At 74.9% G+C, this 13744-nt stretch carries 10 protein-coding genes; 4 read left to right on the top strand and 6 right to left on the bottom strand.

Going from position 1 to position 13744, the window contains the following annotated elements:
• Window positions 1-33: 33 nt before the first annotated feature.
• Entirely contained in the window at window positions 34-651 is a 618-nt protein-coding gene (locus tag ACGF0D_RS28530) for a TetR/AcrR family transcriptional regulator (protein WP_392921050.1), read from the top strand.
• Between the two features lie 132 nt (window positions 652-783).
• On the opposite strand, the gene ACGF0D_RS28525 is transcribed toward ACGF0D_RS28530, so the two are convergent.
• Window positions 784-2172 carry a gluconate:H+ symporter gene (locus ACGF0D_RS28525; protein WP_392883958.1) on the bottom strand — a complete coding sequence of 463 codons (1389 nt, stop codon included), beginning with the start codon at window positions 2170-2172 and terminating at the stop codon, window positions 784-786.
• 2 nt (window positions 2173-2174) lie between these two features.
• On the bottom strand, window positions 2175-2729 hold the full coding sequence (locus tag ACGF0D_RS28520) for a gluconokinase (protein WP_392883891.1): 555 nt from the start codon (window positions 2727-2729) through the stop codon (window positions 2175-2177).
• A gap of 191 nt (window positions 2730-2920) precedes the next feature.
• On the opposite strand from ACGF0D_RS28520, the gene ACGF0D_RS28515 reads away from it, so the two are divergent.
• Window positions 2921-3616 carry a FadR/GntR family transcriptional regulator gene (locus tag ACGF0D_RS28515; protein ID WP_392883892.1) on the top strand — a complete coding sequence of 232 codons (696 nt, stop codon included), beginning with the start codon at window positions 2921-2923 and terminating at the stop codon, window positions 3614-3616.
• Window positions 3617-3823: 207 nt separating this feature from the next.
• Complete coding sequence (locus ACGF0D_RS28510) at window positions 3824-4348, top strand: hypothetical protein (protein ID WP_392921048.1); 525 nt, start codon at window positions 3824-3826, stop codon at window positions 4346-4348.
• A gap of 15 nt (window positions 4349-4363) precedes the next feature.
• On the opposite strand, the gene ACGF0D_RS28505 is transcribed toward ACGF0D_RS28510, so the two are convergent.
• The 4 genes from ACGF0D_RS28505 to ACGF0D_RS28490 form a co-directional block, all read right to left on the bottom strand.
• A complete protein-coding gene (locus tag ACGF0D_RS28505) occupies window positions 4364-5131 on the bottom strand; it encodes a metallophosphoesterase (RefSeq protein ID WP_392921046.1) in 768 nt (255 codons plus the stop codon).
• A gap of 100 nt (window positions 5132-5231) precedes the next feature.
• Window positions 5232-9794 carry a hypothetical protein gene (locus ACGF0D_RS28500; protein ID WP_392921044.1) on the bottom strand — a complete coding sequence of 1521 codons (4563 nt, stop codon included), beginning with the start codon at window positions 9792-9794 and terminating at the stop codon, window positions 5232-5234.
• 117 nt (window positions 9795-9911) lie between these two features.
• Window positions 9912-10787 carry a hypothetical protein gene (locus ACGF0D_RS28495; RefSeq protein ID WP_392921043.1) on the bottom strand — a complete coding sequence of 292 codons (876 nt, stop codon included), beginning with the start codon at window positions 10785-10787 and terminating at the stop codon, window positions 9912-9914.
• 135 nt (window positions 10788-10922) lie between these two features.
• Window positions 10923-12440 carry a hypothetical protein gene (locus tag ACGF0D_RS28490; protein WP_392883961.1) on the bottom strand — a complete coding sequence of 506 codons (1518 nt, stop codon included), beginning with the start codon at window positions 12438-12440 and terminating at the stop codon, window positions 10923-10925.
• A 209-nt stretch (window positions 12441-12649) separates the two neighbouring features.
• Between ACGF0D_RS28490 and ACGF0D_RS28485 the strand changes: the two genes are divergently transcribed.
• Window positions 12650-13702, top strand: a complete 1053-nt coding sequence (locus ACGF0D_RS28485; RefSeq protein ID WP_392921042.1) for an IPT/TIG domain-containing protein — start codon at window positions 12650-12652, stop codon at window positions 13700-13702.
• Window positions 13703-13744: the final 42 nt, after the last annotated feature.

Genomic DNA, 13744 nt, shown 5'->3' with positions numbered 1-13744 from the left:
ACCCGTACTGAATACACCATGTATCGTTCTGTTGTGAACCCGCCCCCCGCCGATACCGCTCCCCGACCACCCCGACGCCGCGTCCACACCCGGGCCCGGCTGCTCGCCGCGGCCGGCGAGCTGTTCCTCTCCGTCGGCTTCGCCCGGACGAGCATCGAGGACATCTGCGCCGCCGCCGGCTACACCCGCGGCGCCTTCTACTCGAACTTCGGCAGCAAGGAGGAGCTGCTGCTGGCCCTCTTCGACGACCAGGCCGCGCGGCGGATGGCCGAGCTGGCGGAACTGGCCGCCGCCTGCGAGGGGCTGGCGCCCCGGGAGCGGGCGGAGCGGCTGGTCGAGGCACTGCTGCGGGTCGATCCCGCGGACACCGGGTGGATCCTGCTGTTCCTGGAGTTCCGGCTGGTCGCGGCCCGCACGGAGGCGCTGGCCGAGCAGGTCGCCGCGCACGACCGGGCGGTCGCGCGGGCGCTGGCCGAGGTGCTGGAGCGGGCCCTGCCGGCGCTGGTGCCCCCGGGGGCGAGCGCCACGCAGGCCGCGTCGGTGATCCTGGCCGCGCGGGAGGGGCTGCTGGCCCGGACGGCGGCGGGCGGTGCGGTCGCGGAGGACCTGCTGGCGGCGACGGCGGCGGTGCTGTCGGGGCTGCTGGACTGACGACTCGGCGACTCGACGACTTCACGACTTCGCGGCTTTACGGCTTCGCGACTTCACGGCCTGGTGGAAACGCCGAGGGGCGGCACCCGTACGTCGCGGGTGCCGCCCCTCGGCGCGCTGCGCTCGAGGCCGCTAGATGATCAGGCTGAGCGGCATGATCAGGGCGATGGCGACCACCGAGATCACCGTCTCCATCACCGACCAGGACTTCAGCGTCTGCCCGACGCTCATCCCGAAGTACTCCTTCACCAGCCAGAAGCCGGCGTCGTTGACGTGCGAGAAGAACAGCGAGCCGGCACCGATCGCGAGCACCAGCAGGGCCGCGTGGGTCGAGGACATGTTCGCGGCGAGCGGGGAGACGATGCCCGCCGCGGTGATGGTGGCGACCGTCGCCGAGCCGGTGGCCAGGCGGATCAGCACCGCGATCAGCCAGCCCAGCAGCAGCGCCGAGATGTGCCACTTGCCGGACCACTCGCTCACCGCGTTGCCGACGCCGACGTCGATCAGGGTCTGCTTGAAGCCGCCGCCCGCGCCGACGATGAACACGATGCCCGCGATCGGGCCGAGCGACTTGCCGACGGTGTCGGAGATCCGGGCCTTGTCGAAGCCGGCCGCCTTGCCGAGGGTCACCATGCCGAGCAGGGTCGCGGCGAGCAGCGCGATCAGCGGGGAGCCTATGAAGTCGAACACCCGCTGGACCAGCGCCTTCGGGTCGTCGATCACCACGTCGGCCAGCGCCTTGCCGAGCATCAGCACGACGGGCAGCAGGATGGTCGCCAGCACCGCGGCGAACGACGGGGTGCGGTCGCGCTTGGCCGTCTCCTCGGGGGCGGTGGCGGCCGGGATCTCCAGCGGGCCGACCCAGCGCTCGGCCAGCCGCGCGAACAGCGGACCGGCGATGATCAGGGTCGGGACGGCGATCAGCAGGCCGAGCGCCAGGGTGATGCCGAGGTCGGCCTTCAGGGCGTCGACGGCGACCAGCGGGCCCGGGTGCGGCGGCACCAGGCCGTGCAGCACCGAGAGGCCGGCCAGGGCGGGGATGCCGATCCGCATCAGCGGCACGTTGCCGCGGCGCGCGACCAGCAGCACGATCGGGATCAGCAGGACGACGCCGACCTCGAAGAACAGCGGCAGGCCGAGCACGGCCGCGATCAGCGCCATCGCCCAGGGCAGCGCCTTGTTGCCGGTGCGGGAGAGCACGGTGTCCGCGATGATGTTGGCGCCACCGGAGTCGGCGAGCAGCTTGCCGAGCATCGCGCCGAGGCCGATCAGCAGGCCGACGCTGGCGACGGTGGAGCCGAAGCCCGTCGAGAAGCTGCTGAGCAGCTTGTCGAAGGGGGCACCCGCGACGGCGGCCAGCAGACCGGAGCCGAGCGTGAGGGCGAGGAACGGGTGCAGCTTCAGCTTGGTGATCAGTACGACGATCGCACCGATGCTGAGCAGCACCGCGATCAGCAGCTGGGAGTCGCTGCTGGTGTGCGGCAGGGCCGGTGGGGCGGCCGCCAGCAGGGTGGGGGCAATACTCACGCGAGGTCTCCATTGACGGGCCGCAGCAGCGCCACGGCCATCTCGACGAGTTCTTCGGGGGACGGGCCGACGTCCAGGACGCCGCCGCGCTCGTCCGCCGCCAGGGGTTCCAGGGCGGCGTACTGCGAGTCGAGCAGCGAGGACGGCATGAAGTGGCCGGTGCGATGGCTGAGCCGGTCCTCGACCAGCTCGTGACCACCGCTGAGGTGCAGGAAGAAGGCGCCCGGGCAGGCCGCGCGCAGGGTGTCGCGATAGCGGTGCTTCAGCGCCGAGCAGGTCACCACACCGCCGGTGCCGGCCTCGGTCCGCTCCTTGAGCCAGGCGCCGATGGCGCGCAGCCAGGGGGCGCGGTCCTGGTCGTCCAGCGGGATTCCGGCCGACATCTTGGCGATGTTGGCCGCGGGGTGGAAGTCGTCCGCCTCGGCGAAGGGGAGGGCGAGGCGGTCCGCCAGCAGGCGGGCCAGGGTGGTCTTGCCGACGCCCGAGACGCCCATCACCACCACGGTGAGAGGGGTCTTCGGAAGGTCGTGGTTCTCGACGCTGAGACCCATGGGGTGGTGCTCCTTCGTTGCCTGGCCGCCACTATCGCCTCAAAGATATGACGTATTCAAGTGACAGAAACCAAATCGTCATACTTTTGCGGTGTGGTCTGGATCGCAGGGCGCCATGGGCGCGCACACGGCGAGGTGAGCGCGCGCAGGGCGGCGTGAAAGCGCCCGGGGCGGGCGTCTACGCTGGGCGGATGGAGATCCAGGGGCTGCCCGGGCGGCTGCTTGACGAGCTCGGACCGGCGATCGCGTCGGGGGAGATCCCCGAGGGAGCGGTACTGCGCGGCGAGGAGCTGGAGGACCGGTTCGGGGTGTCCCGGACGGTGGTCCGCGAGGCCGTGCGGGTCCTGGAGGGGATGCGGATGGTCGCCTCCCGGCGCCGGGTCGGGATCACCGTGCAGCCGAAGTCGCTCTGGGACGTCTTCGACCCGATGGTGATCCGCTGGCGCCTGGCCGGCTCGGACCGCCCCGCCCAGCTGCGCTCGCTCGGCTCGCTGCGGATGGCCGTCGAACCGGCCGCGGCCGCGCTCGCCGCCACCCACGCGAGCGACGACGACCGGCGCGAACTCAGTTCACTGGCCGTGGATCTGACGGTCACCGCACGGGCCGCCGACCTGACCGCCTTCCTCGGGCACGACATCGCCTTCCACTCCCTGGTGCTGCGCGCCTCCGGCAACGAGATGTTCGCCCACCTCGGGGACACCGTCGCGGCTGTGCTCACCGGCCGGACCGAGTACCATCTGATGCCCCATCAGCCGGAGCCGTACGCGATCCGGCTGCACCGCGAGGTCGCGGAGGCGATCTGCGCCCAGGACGCCGCCCACGCCGAGCGGGCGATGCGGACGATCGTCACCGGCGCGCTGGAGGAGCTCAACCTCCAGCTGGACTGAGCCGGGGGCGCTCGGGCCGCCGGACATGCTCCGGGGTCGCGGGGCCGCCGGGATGACACGATTTGGCGGCAGTTCGGCGGTTTCGGACGCATAGTCCTGGTTCGGCGGGGCAGAGTGTGCCGAGGGGGCGCGTTTCGTGTGCGCCCGTTCCGTATCCGTATCCGTCACCGAACACCGAACGCGCGCCACGCGCCTGGGGGTCGCTCGATGTCCGTGCCACGCCGCCGTCGTCGCCGTCGCCTGCCCGACGAGGTGCGCGCCGCAGCAGTCCGGGCGGTGCTCTGCCTGTCCTTCACCCTGGTGGGCGTCGTGGTGGCCACGCTGGCCTCGTACGCGGGCAGTTGGCTGCTGACGCCGGCGCTGCTGGCGATGGGGCTCGGGGTGTTCGGCACCATGTGGTGCCTGCTGGAGATCATGATCTCCCGCCAGATCGCGGCCCAGCGGATGCGCGCACCGGGCTCCGCGTACCCGATGGCGGGCAGCCGGCCGCCGTCCGGACTGCCGGCCCCGCGGCCGGTCCCCCGGGGCGACTCCTCCTCGGTCTACCGGCAGCCGTACGAGTCGCCGCAGCCGTACGGGCCCGGGCAGCAGCGGCCGCAGCAGGCGCCGTACCAACAGCCGTACCAACCGCAGCCGTACCAACAGCCGTACCAACCGCAGCCGTACCAACCGCCGCGCCAGTCACCGCAACAGCCGCCGCGCCAGGCCAGGGTGCGGACCAACCATCCGTAGCGTCGGGCGAACCGGTCAGCGCCGGACCGGCAGCGCCCGGTAGTGGGTGGTGAGCCGGCGGTCCCCGTCCAGGACGTGGAAGGCCAGCATCGGCGGGTGGTCGAAGGAGATGCCGCGGCCGCCCTCGCAGGGCAGCGTGACGGTGGAGACCACGCCGGGGGCGATCAGCAGCGGCAGGCCGGCGAAGGTGGTCGCCGCGGGGGTGTGCGAGTGGCCGCAGAACAGGGCGGCCACCCGGGGGTGTCGGCGCAGCACCCGCGCCAGCCGCACCTCGCCGAACTGGCGGATCGGGTCGACGTTCGGCAGGTGCAGTTCCACCGGCGGGTGGTGGAAGGCCACCAGGGCGGGCAACTCACTGCGACCGGCACCGAGTTCGGCGTCCAGCCAGTCCAGTGTGCGCTCGTCCAGCAGGCCGTCGTCCCGACCGGGCACGGAGGAGTCGAGCATCAGCACGTCGGCACCCGGCAGCCGGTGCAGCCGGTTGACCGGCTCCTCCCCCGGCGCCTCGCCCAGCAGCACCTCCCGGTACGGCGAGCGGCGGTCGTGGTTGCCGGGGCAGGTGAGCACCGGGTGCCGGGAGGCGAGCACCTCGACGGCCTCCCGGTACTCCTCCGGGAGGCCGTGGTCGGCGAGGTCGCCGGTGACCAGCACCGCGTCCAGCGGGCCGGGCAGGGCGTCGAGGTACGCCATCACCTGCTCGGCCCGCCGCCTCGCGCGCTTGCCGCCGTCCCGGCCGTGGACCTGGCCGAGGTGAATGTCACTGAGGTGCGCGATCGTCAGCATGCCCGTCACGCTAGTCAGTTCACCGCCGTAGGGGAACCGCTCGCCCCCGCCCGGGAGCCTCCCGCCCCCGCACGGCGATCGCCCGCCCGTACGGGATCCGTCACGGCTGGGCGGGAACCTCCGCGGGGCGCTTAAACATCCGGGTGGCGGTGATCTCGCCGTGGATGGCCGGGCCGTCCGGGTCCGGTGCGGCCGGCAGGCCCGGGCGCAGGTGCTCCTCCACCGAGATGTACTTGAGGCCGGCGCGCAGGTCGGCGTCGTTGCGCAGGCGGATCACCAGCGGGAACTCGGCGAGCGCGGTGGTGTCGAACAGGCCGGTGGTGTAGATGAGCTGGACGCCGAGCGCGTCCGCCACGGCCCGCTGGAGCTCCAGCAGGTAGGTGGCGTTGGCGCGGCCGATCGGGTTGTCCAGGAACAGCGTGCCGGCGTGCCGCAGCTGGGACTGGCCGCGGTCGTTGGCGCGCAGCGCGGCCATCGTGCAGTAGAGCGCGATGGCGGCGGTGAGCAGCTGGCCGCCGGAGAAGACGTCGGACATCTGGCCGACGCCGACCCGCTCGGCGCGCAGCACCGCGTCGGGCTTGAGGATCTCGACGCTGACACCCTTGGGCCCGATCGCCGCGGCGACCCCGCGCAGCAGCAGGGACATGCCGTCGCGGCGCAGGTCGCTGTTCTTCTTGACGGCGGCCCGGGTGGCCTCGTCGATGACCTCGCCCAGGCGCTCGACCAGGGTGGCGTGGTCCGGGTCCTCGAAGCGGATCCGGAGGAACTCCTGGCCGGACCACTCCCCCAGGCCCTCGGGCAGCCGGGACAGCCGCTGGGCGGCGCGCAGGGTGGTGAGCGAGGACTCGACCAGGCCGCGCAGCCGGTCCACGATCGAGCCGCGGTTCTTCTCCAGCTGGGCGAGCTCGTCGGTGAGCACCCGCAGCCGGGGCGCGAAGGCGGCGGCCCAGGCGGCGGCGTGCTCGGGCAGCGCGGAGGCGGGCAGTTCGCGGATCTGCTGGCGGGCGGGGGTGCGGACGGCCTCGTAGCGGGCCGCGTTGGCGTGCCGGACCAGGGCGTCGGAGGCGTCGCGGACGGCGAGTTCGGCGGAGGACAGCTCGCCGGCGGCGGTGCGCAGGGAGCGGCGGGCCTCGGTGGCGCCGTTGCGGGCCTCGGCCAGCGAGCCCAGGTACGGCTCGACCGGGTCGTCCGGGTCCTCTTGGTGGTCGCGCAGGCCGTCGCGCAGCTGGCCGGCCAGCTCGTCGAAGTCGGCGGCGGCGGCCTGGGCGGTGTCGAAGGTGCGCTGGAGGTCGGCGTGGGCGGTGCGGGCGGCGTCCAGGGCCTCGCGGCGCTCGGCGAGGCGGCTGGTGGCGGTGCGCAGCAGGGCCTGGGCGTGCTCCGGGTCGGTGGGGACGAGGTCCTCGGGCAGCTCGGTGTGCGCCTCGCCGTCGGCGGGGGCGGAGCGCTCGGCCTCGCCGCGCAGGCGGCCGAGCTGCTCGCTGGCGGTGGCGGAGCGGGCCTCGATGGTGGCGACCAGTTCCTCGGCGCGGGCGGCGGCGGCCTGGCGGGCCGGGCCGTCGGCGCCGTCGGGGCTGCCGAGGAGTTCCTCGGCGCGGGTGCGCACCTTGTTGGTGAGGCGGTCGAGTTCGGCCGCGGCGGCGGCCTCGTCGCCCTCGGCGCGGGCCTGTTCGGCGCGCAGGTCGGCGCCGACGCCGACCTTCTCGTACAGCTGGGAGGCGGCGCGGTAGGCCTCGCGCAGGGCGGGAAGCGCGACGGGGGTGGTCTCGGCGGGCTCGTCGGCCTGCTCGGCGGCGGGGATCTCGGCGCGTTCGGCGCGCAGCGCGCGGGCCGTGCGGCGGGCGTCGTCGGCGGCGCGCTGGGCGGCGCGGCGGTCCTCGTCGCAGGTGCGGGCGCGTTCGGCGCACAGCGCCTGGCGGCGGTCGCACTCGGTGGCGTCCTCGGCGAGTTCGCGCTGGCGGCGGGCCCAGTTGCCGCGCTCGCGCAGCCGGAACGCGAGGCCGGAGAGGGCGTCGGCGCGGCGGCGGGCGCGCTGGGCGGCCTCGCGGTGCTCCTCGTGGGCGGAGGCGGCCGCGGCGTGGTCGGTCTCGGCCTCGTCGTGGTCGGCGCGCAGGGTGGCCAGGGCGGCGGCGGCCTGCTCGGCGTGCTCGCGGGCGGCCTCGGCGGCGGCCGCGAGTTCGGCGAGGGTGCCGGGCGGGCAGCTGGCGTGCCAGGAGGCGAGGCGGGCGGCGAGGGCGCGGTCGGCGCCGAGGCGGCCGGCCAGTTCGCGGATGTGCTCCTCGCGGGCGCTCGCCCGGGCGCGCAGTTCGCGGCGCTCGCCGTCGGCGGCGGACTCGTCGTGCATGGCCGGGTTCGGAGGCACCAGGAAGAACGCGGGCTGGTCGGTGATCGGGGCGATCAGCGAGGCGGCGGCGCCGACGGCCACGGTGGAGCGCGGCAGCAGGGCGGCGGCCTGCAGGGCCTCGCGGGCGCGCTCCAGCGAGGACGGGTCGGTGACGACGACGCCGTCGACCAGTTCCGGGCGGGCGGCGAGGATCGCCTCGTGGTCGGCCGGGTCGACGGACTGGGCGAGGTAGCGCCAGCCGGGCAGGGCCGGGATGCCGTGCTCGGCGAGGTACTCGACGGTGGCGAGCACGTCCGGGCCGGGCGGCAGCAGGCCGCCGTCGCCGAGGGCGGCGAGGATGCGGGAGTCGTCGGCGGCGGCCGTACGGAGGTCGAACAGGGTGCGTTCGGCGGTGGCGATGGACTCGTCGAGCAGTTCGCGCAGGTACTCGGCGTTGCGGTCGAGCAGGGCGGGGGTGAGGAAGCCGGCGTCCTCCTCGGCGCCCTCCTGGTAGGGGGTGAGGGAGAGCAGGTCGGCGAGGCGCTCCTCGGTGGCGAGCAGGGCGGCGGTGCGCTGCTCGGCGGCGAGGGCGCGGGCGGCGTCCTTGCGGGCGTCGCCGGCCCGCTCGGCGGCGAGTTCGGCGCGCGAGGTGGCGGCCGCGGCCTCGCGCAGCCGGGCGGCGGCGGCCTCGGCGGCGGTGCGGGCCTGGGCGAGGCCGGCGGCGGCGGCCTTCTCGACGTCGGCGGCGTGCAGCGCGGCGCGGGCCGGGTCCACGTCGCCGTCGGCGTCGATGAAGCCGGCCGAGACGGCGGCCTCGGTCTCCTGCTCGACCTCGGCGAGGCGCTGGCGCAGGTGCTCGGCCTCGCTGCGGGCCTTCTGGGCGGCGGTGGCGGCCTCGGTGGCGTCGGACTGCGCCTTGCCGCCCTCCTCCTGGAGTTCGCCGGCGCGTTCCTCCTCGGTGTCGGCGCGGGACTCGGCGGCCGCGGCGGCGGTCTCCAGGGCGCGGGCCAGGGCGGTGGCGGCGCGGGCCCGGGCGGCGAGCGCGGGGGCGGCGTCCAGCTCGGCCTCGCGGATGGCGGCGGCGACCCGGGCGACCCGGTCGGCGGCGGCGCGCTGGCGCAGCACCGCCTCGGCGGCCTGCCAGGCGGAGTGCAGGGTGCGGGCGTCGATGAGTTCGCGGCGCAGCGCGGCGGCCTCGGCGGTGGCCGCGGTGAGGCTCAACGTGGCGTGCCGGTGGGTGAGTTCGTCGGTGATCAGGCTGTGCCGGGTGCGGTCGGCCTCGGCCGCGGTGACGGCGCTCGCGGCGGCGGCGACCTCGATGGCGAGGTCCTGGGCGCGGTCGCGTTCGGCGGTGGCGCGGGAGGCGAGGGCGTGGGCGAGGCGGCGGGTGCGGCGCTCGGCGGTGCGGTGGGCCTCGCGGACGGTCTCGCGGGCGGTGGTGGCCTCGGCGATGCGCTCCAGCAGGTCCAACGACCCTGCGGTGAAGTCGCGTTCGGCGGTGAGTTCGGCGCGGCGGCCGAGCTTGGCGGCGAAGCCGTGCACGAGGTCGGCGAGGCCGTCGGTGTCCCGGGTGTCGGTGACGGCGCGCAGCAGGAGGTCGGTGAAGTCGCTGTCGTGCTTGACCGCGAAGAGGCCGGCCGCCTCGCCCTCGTCGGCGTTCATCTCGCGCTGGTAGCGGAAGAGTTCGGGGTCGAGGCCGAGTTCGCCGAGGTGCTCGGTCCAGCGGTCGTGGCCGTCCTCGAAGACCAGGTCGAGGTGGGGGTGGGCCTTGCCGGCCTCGGTGAGGGCGTCGCGGAAGCCCTTCATGGTGCGGCGGCGGCCGCGGGCCTTCTGGTCGCCGGCCAGGCTGACCCGTTCGGCGACCGGCAGCGAGTCGAGGGTGAGGCCGGGGCCGGGGCGGAAGGAGTACCAGGTCTCGGCGAACTTGCGCGGGTCGGAGGAGACCTGGCGGCCGCGCCACTCGCTGACCTTGCCGACCACGATCAGCTCGCCGGTGACGGTGTGCTGCCACTCCAGGGCGACGTGGCCGCAGTCGTCGGCGAGCAGGAACTTGCGCAGCACGCCGGAGCTGGCGCCGCCGAGGGTGTTGCGGTGGCCGGGGAGCATGACCGAGAAGATCAGCTTGAGCAGGACGGACTTGCCGCCGCCGTTCTCCAGGAAGAGCACACCGGCCGGGGCGGGGCGGCGGACCGGGCCGTCGATGTCCTCGCCGAACAGGCCGATCTGCTGCGGGGCCGGGTCGGCGACCGGCTCGCCGACGCCGCGCAGGTCGAGCACCGTGTCGGCGTAGCGGGCGCCGGCCGGTCCGATCGAGTACAGGCGGACCCGGTTGAGCTCGTACATGTGCGGCGGTTCTCCGTGGCTTGCGTGGCGTGAGGGATGGGCGGCGGGCCGGATCGGGGCGGGTGGGCCGCGGCCGGCGCGGTGGGCTCGGAGCGGGTGGACTCGGAGCGCCGGGGCTCAGAGCGCGTGGAACGGCAGCCCCGCGTCGGCGACCAGTTCGTCGCCGGTGTCCGGCGGCAGCAGGCTGGCGGTGCCGTCGGAGACCGCGACGATGCCGAGGTCGAGCAGTTCGGCCATGGCCGCGCTGCCCGCCAGGTCGCGCACCTGGAGCTGGTAGCGGGCGGTGGTGCGGTAGGTGCCGCCGGAGTCGTCGGACACCTTCTGGAGGAAGCCGGAGTCGACCAGGAACAGCACGGCCTTGGCGACGATCCCGATGGTGGAGCCGGAGAGCCGGCGGGCGTCCTTGGTGGCGCCGGTGGCGGTGCGCCGGGCCCACACCCGCCAGGCGGCCTCCAGGCCGGGGGCGTCGGAGGCCGGGTCGGTGTTGGCGCCCTCGGCGTCGGCCTGTTCCTCGAGGCGGCGGCAGGCCTGGCGGACGAAGGAGTCGACGCCGTTGACGGTGATCCGGCCGAGGTAGCCGTCGTCGGCGAGGTCCTCGGGGCGGGGGAAGGCCATCGCGGCGACGGCCAGGTGGGCGAGGCCGTGCAGGAAGCGGTCGGTGGACTCGGAGGCGGCGCGGCGCGAGTAGTCGCCCAGCCGGACGGCGAACAGCGAGTCCTCGCCGGCGGCCACGGCCATGCCGGCCCGCGGGGAGACCTCCAGGACGACCAGGCCCATGCCGGTGGCGATGGCGTCGGCGAGCCGGGCGAACGGCGGGTCCTCGCGGTGGCGGCGGACCAGTTCGGCGTACTCGGCGTCCCGGGCGGGCAGCAGCTTGGCCTGGAGGCCGAAGGAGACCAGCCGGGCGGCGTCCGCGACGTCGGCCGGGGTGATCGGCGCGGGGGCCGCGGGTTCGCTCTCGGCCGCCCAGGACGTGTCGTGGTGGGTCGTCACGGGCGGTGCTCCTCGGGGGTGGCGCGGTGGTTACGGTTCGTCAAGGTCGGTTCCGGCGGGGTCGGTTGCGGCGAGGTCGTTGCGGCGGGGTCAGCTGCCGGCGGGGCCGGTTCCGGCGGGGTGCGGCCCGGCCGGTCAGCCGGCGTCCTTGCGGTCGGCGGCCATGCCGACCGCGTCGAGCAGGGCGCTGCCGACGATCAGGTCGGCGCCGCCGAACTCCGGGTCGCGCAGCGGGGTGCCGTCGTCCACGGCGAACAGCAGCCGCTCCTCGCCCTGGCGGTAGGCGGTGCCGACCGGCGGGCTGGCCGCGTGCACGGCGAGCAGGGCGACCAGGTAGGGCAGGTCCGGGTCCTGCTTGCGGGCGTCGGCGAGCAGGCCGGAGAGCCGGCGGGGGGCGTCCGGGGGCAGGTCGAGCAGGACCATCGCGGACTCCAGCTGGGCCTCGGAGAACCGGCTGTCGTCCGGGGTGGCGACCAGGTCGGGGTCGGGCAGCTCGGCGCCGAGGTGCTCGCGCTCGACCGGCGGGGTGAGCAGCAGGTCGACAAGGTCGGCGACCCGGACCGAGACCGGGGTGCGCAGGCCGGCGCCGCGGGCGAAGAACGCGCCGGTGGGGCGGACGGCCTGCTCTATCGGCAGCCGCAGCACGGGGGCGAGCAGCTGCCCGTAGAGGTCGATGCCGCTGCGGGCGCCGGGGGTGGCGAAGGCCTGCCGGTCCTGCTCCGCGCGGAACAGCGGGCCGGCCTCCAGCAGGCGGGTCTGGAGCTGGGTGTGGCGGCGGATGCAGTCCTTGACGATGTCGACCAGTTCGGCGGCGCGGCGCTTGTGCTCCGGGTCCTCGGCCTCGTCGCGGGCCTTGCGGATGTTGGTGAGAATCGCGTTCTCGTGCCGGTAGCGGTCCGCGATGTGGTCCAGCGCCTCCTCGATGAGATCGGGGATGGCGCGCATCCAGTCGACGGCGCGGACGTTGCGGCGGGTGGCGTCCAGGGCGCGGCGCAGCGTCTCGGCGTACTGGACGGTGCGGTAGCGGGCCTGCTCGGCGGCGAGCTGGGCGTCGGCCAGGCGGCCGCGGCGGATCAGCACCTCCAGCTTGACCTCGGCGGCGATCTGGGCCGAGGTGACGTCGGTGTCGAGCGCGCCGACCAGGACGTTGACCGCCTCGTCGGTGGTGCGCAGGTAGACGCCGCCGTCGGGGCCGGGGACCTCCTCGATCAGCTTGAAGTCGTAGTCGCGGCGGATGTACTCGCCGTCCGCGCCGAAGGTGCCGTAGACGGCGCGGAAGCCGCGGTCCACGCTGCCGACGTTGATCATCGACTCCAGCACCCAGCGGGCGACCCGCTCGTGCTCGGTGGCGGGGCGGTCGACGGCCTGGGCGGCGACCCTGGGCAGCAGCCGGGCGAGCACTATCTCGCGGTCGGCCCCGGTGTCGAAGTCCATGTTCAGGGTGACCAGGTCGATCGCGGCGAGGCCGACCTCGGCCATCGCGTAGCCGCCGTACTCGCCGGCCAGGTTGACCTTGCGGTTGTCCAGGTCGTGCAGCGGGGCGGTGCAGGCCAGCGCCTTGAGCCGGCGGGCCAGGCCCTCGTCGGCGGCGGGGCCCGGCGCGGGGCGCGCGGCGGCGGCCGGGCCGGCGGGCGGGCGGAGGCCGGGCTCGATGGGCGGGTCTGCGATGGCGGTCACGGGGGACAAGATTAGAGGTTCGCACCGACATCGACCGAAACGGACCTTGCGGGCGGGCGGAGCAGCAGGTGGGCGGCGGTGCGGGTGACCGATTCGGAACGTCGTTTCGACGGAATTCCGCCATTCCCGAACTCGTATTCGAGAAAACCGTGAGGGCGGCGCGTTGGTTCGGTGATGATCGACCTATGATCACCCGACTGGCCAAAGCGAGCCTCGCCGCCGCGCTGTCCGTGACCACCCTCGCCACCGGCGCCGTCCTCGCCACCGGTGCGACCGCGACCGCCGCCCCGGCCGACACCCCGTCGGCCTCCGCCCAGCACGTGACCGTGTCGCAGGGCGGGAACTACCCCGGCGGCTTCTTCACCACCGGCAACATGTGGGTGAGCTGGACCACGTCCGGCACCGCGGACCTGACCGGGCCGACGCACATCACCCTCGACCTGCCGCCGGGTGTCACCACCGACGGCGCGATGTTCTTCCCCACGCCGCCGGACTACACCTTCACCACGGCCCTCTCCCCCGACCACCGCCACCTGGAAGCCGTGTTCACCGCCACCCGGGCGCCCGGCAGCTACAACTTCATGAAGCTCAACCTGGCCACCACGCCCGGCGTGCCGATCGCCGGCGCGATCACCGCGACGATCGCCAACCCGAACGACAGCGACCCGACCGGGCACATCTCCGGCTACGACCTCGTCAGCAAGAGCCACCTGCCGGCGACCGTCCAGGCCGCCCCGGCCGTCACCGGCCTCGACACCGCCACCGGCCCGGCCGCGGGCGGCACCGCGGTGACCGTCAGCGGCAGCAACCTGGCCAACGGCATGGTGCTGGTCGGCGGCCTCCCGGCGCCCGGCCGCTGCACCGACACCGCCTGCACGGTGACCACGCCCGCGGGCTCGGGCAGCGCCCCGGTCAGTGTGGTGACGCCCGGCGGCACGGCCGCGGCGCCGGTCACCTTCGACTACACCGGCACCCCGCCGACCCCGGCCGCGCCGGCGATCGGCAGCCTGTCCCCCGCCTCCGGCCCGGCCGCCGGGGGTACCCGGGTGGTCGTGTCCGGCAGCAACCTGACGTACGGGACGGTGGCCTTCGGCGGGGTTCCCGCCACCCACGTCTCCTGCGGCGCGTCCGCCTGCACGGCCACGGCCCCGGCGGGCGCCCAGCCCGGGCCGGTGGGCATCACCGTCACCACGCCGGGCGGGACCAGCGCGCCGGCGACGTACACCTACACGGCGTAGCGGCCGTCCGCGCGCCGCGTGCGGCGCGCCACCCCCCACCGG

Source organism: Kitasatospora sp. NPDC048298, from assembly GCF_043201465.1.
Classification (GTDB): Bacteria; Actinomycetota; Actinomycetes; order Streptomycetales; family Streptomycetaceae; genus Kitasatospora.
This window is presented reverse-complemented; position numbering and strand designations above follow the sequence as displayed.

What these genes read in the sequence shown, in the direction of transcription:
- ACGF0D_RS28520 (WP_392883891.1), bottom strand. Translation starts at nt 2,729, where the DNA reads ATGGGTCTCAGCGTCGAGAACCACGACCTTCCGAAGACCCCTCTCACC.
- ACGF0D_RS28515 (WP_392883892.1), top strand. Translation starts at nt 2,921, where the DNA reads ATGGAGATCCAGGGGCTGCCCGGGCGGCTGCTTGACGAGCTCGGACCG.
- ACGF0D_RS28510 (WP_392921048.1), top strand. Translation starts at nt 3,824, where the DNA reads ATGTCCGTGCCACGCCGCCGTCGTCGCCGTCGCCTGCCCGACGAGGTG.
- ACGF0D_RS28505 (WP_392921046.1), bottom strand. Translation starts at nt 5,131, where the DNA reads ATGCTGACGATCGCGCACCTCAGTGACATTCACCTCGGCCAGGTCCAC.
- ACGF0D_RS28500 (WP_392921044.1), bottom strand. Translation starts at nt 9,794, where the DNA reads ATGTACGAGCTCAACCGGGTCCGCCTGTACTCGATCGGACCGGCCGGC.
- ACGF0D_RS28485 (WP_392921042.1), top strand. Translation starts at nt 12,650, where the DNA reads ATGATCACCCGACTGGCCAAAGCGAGCCTCGCCGCCGCGCTGTCCGTG.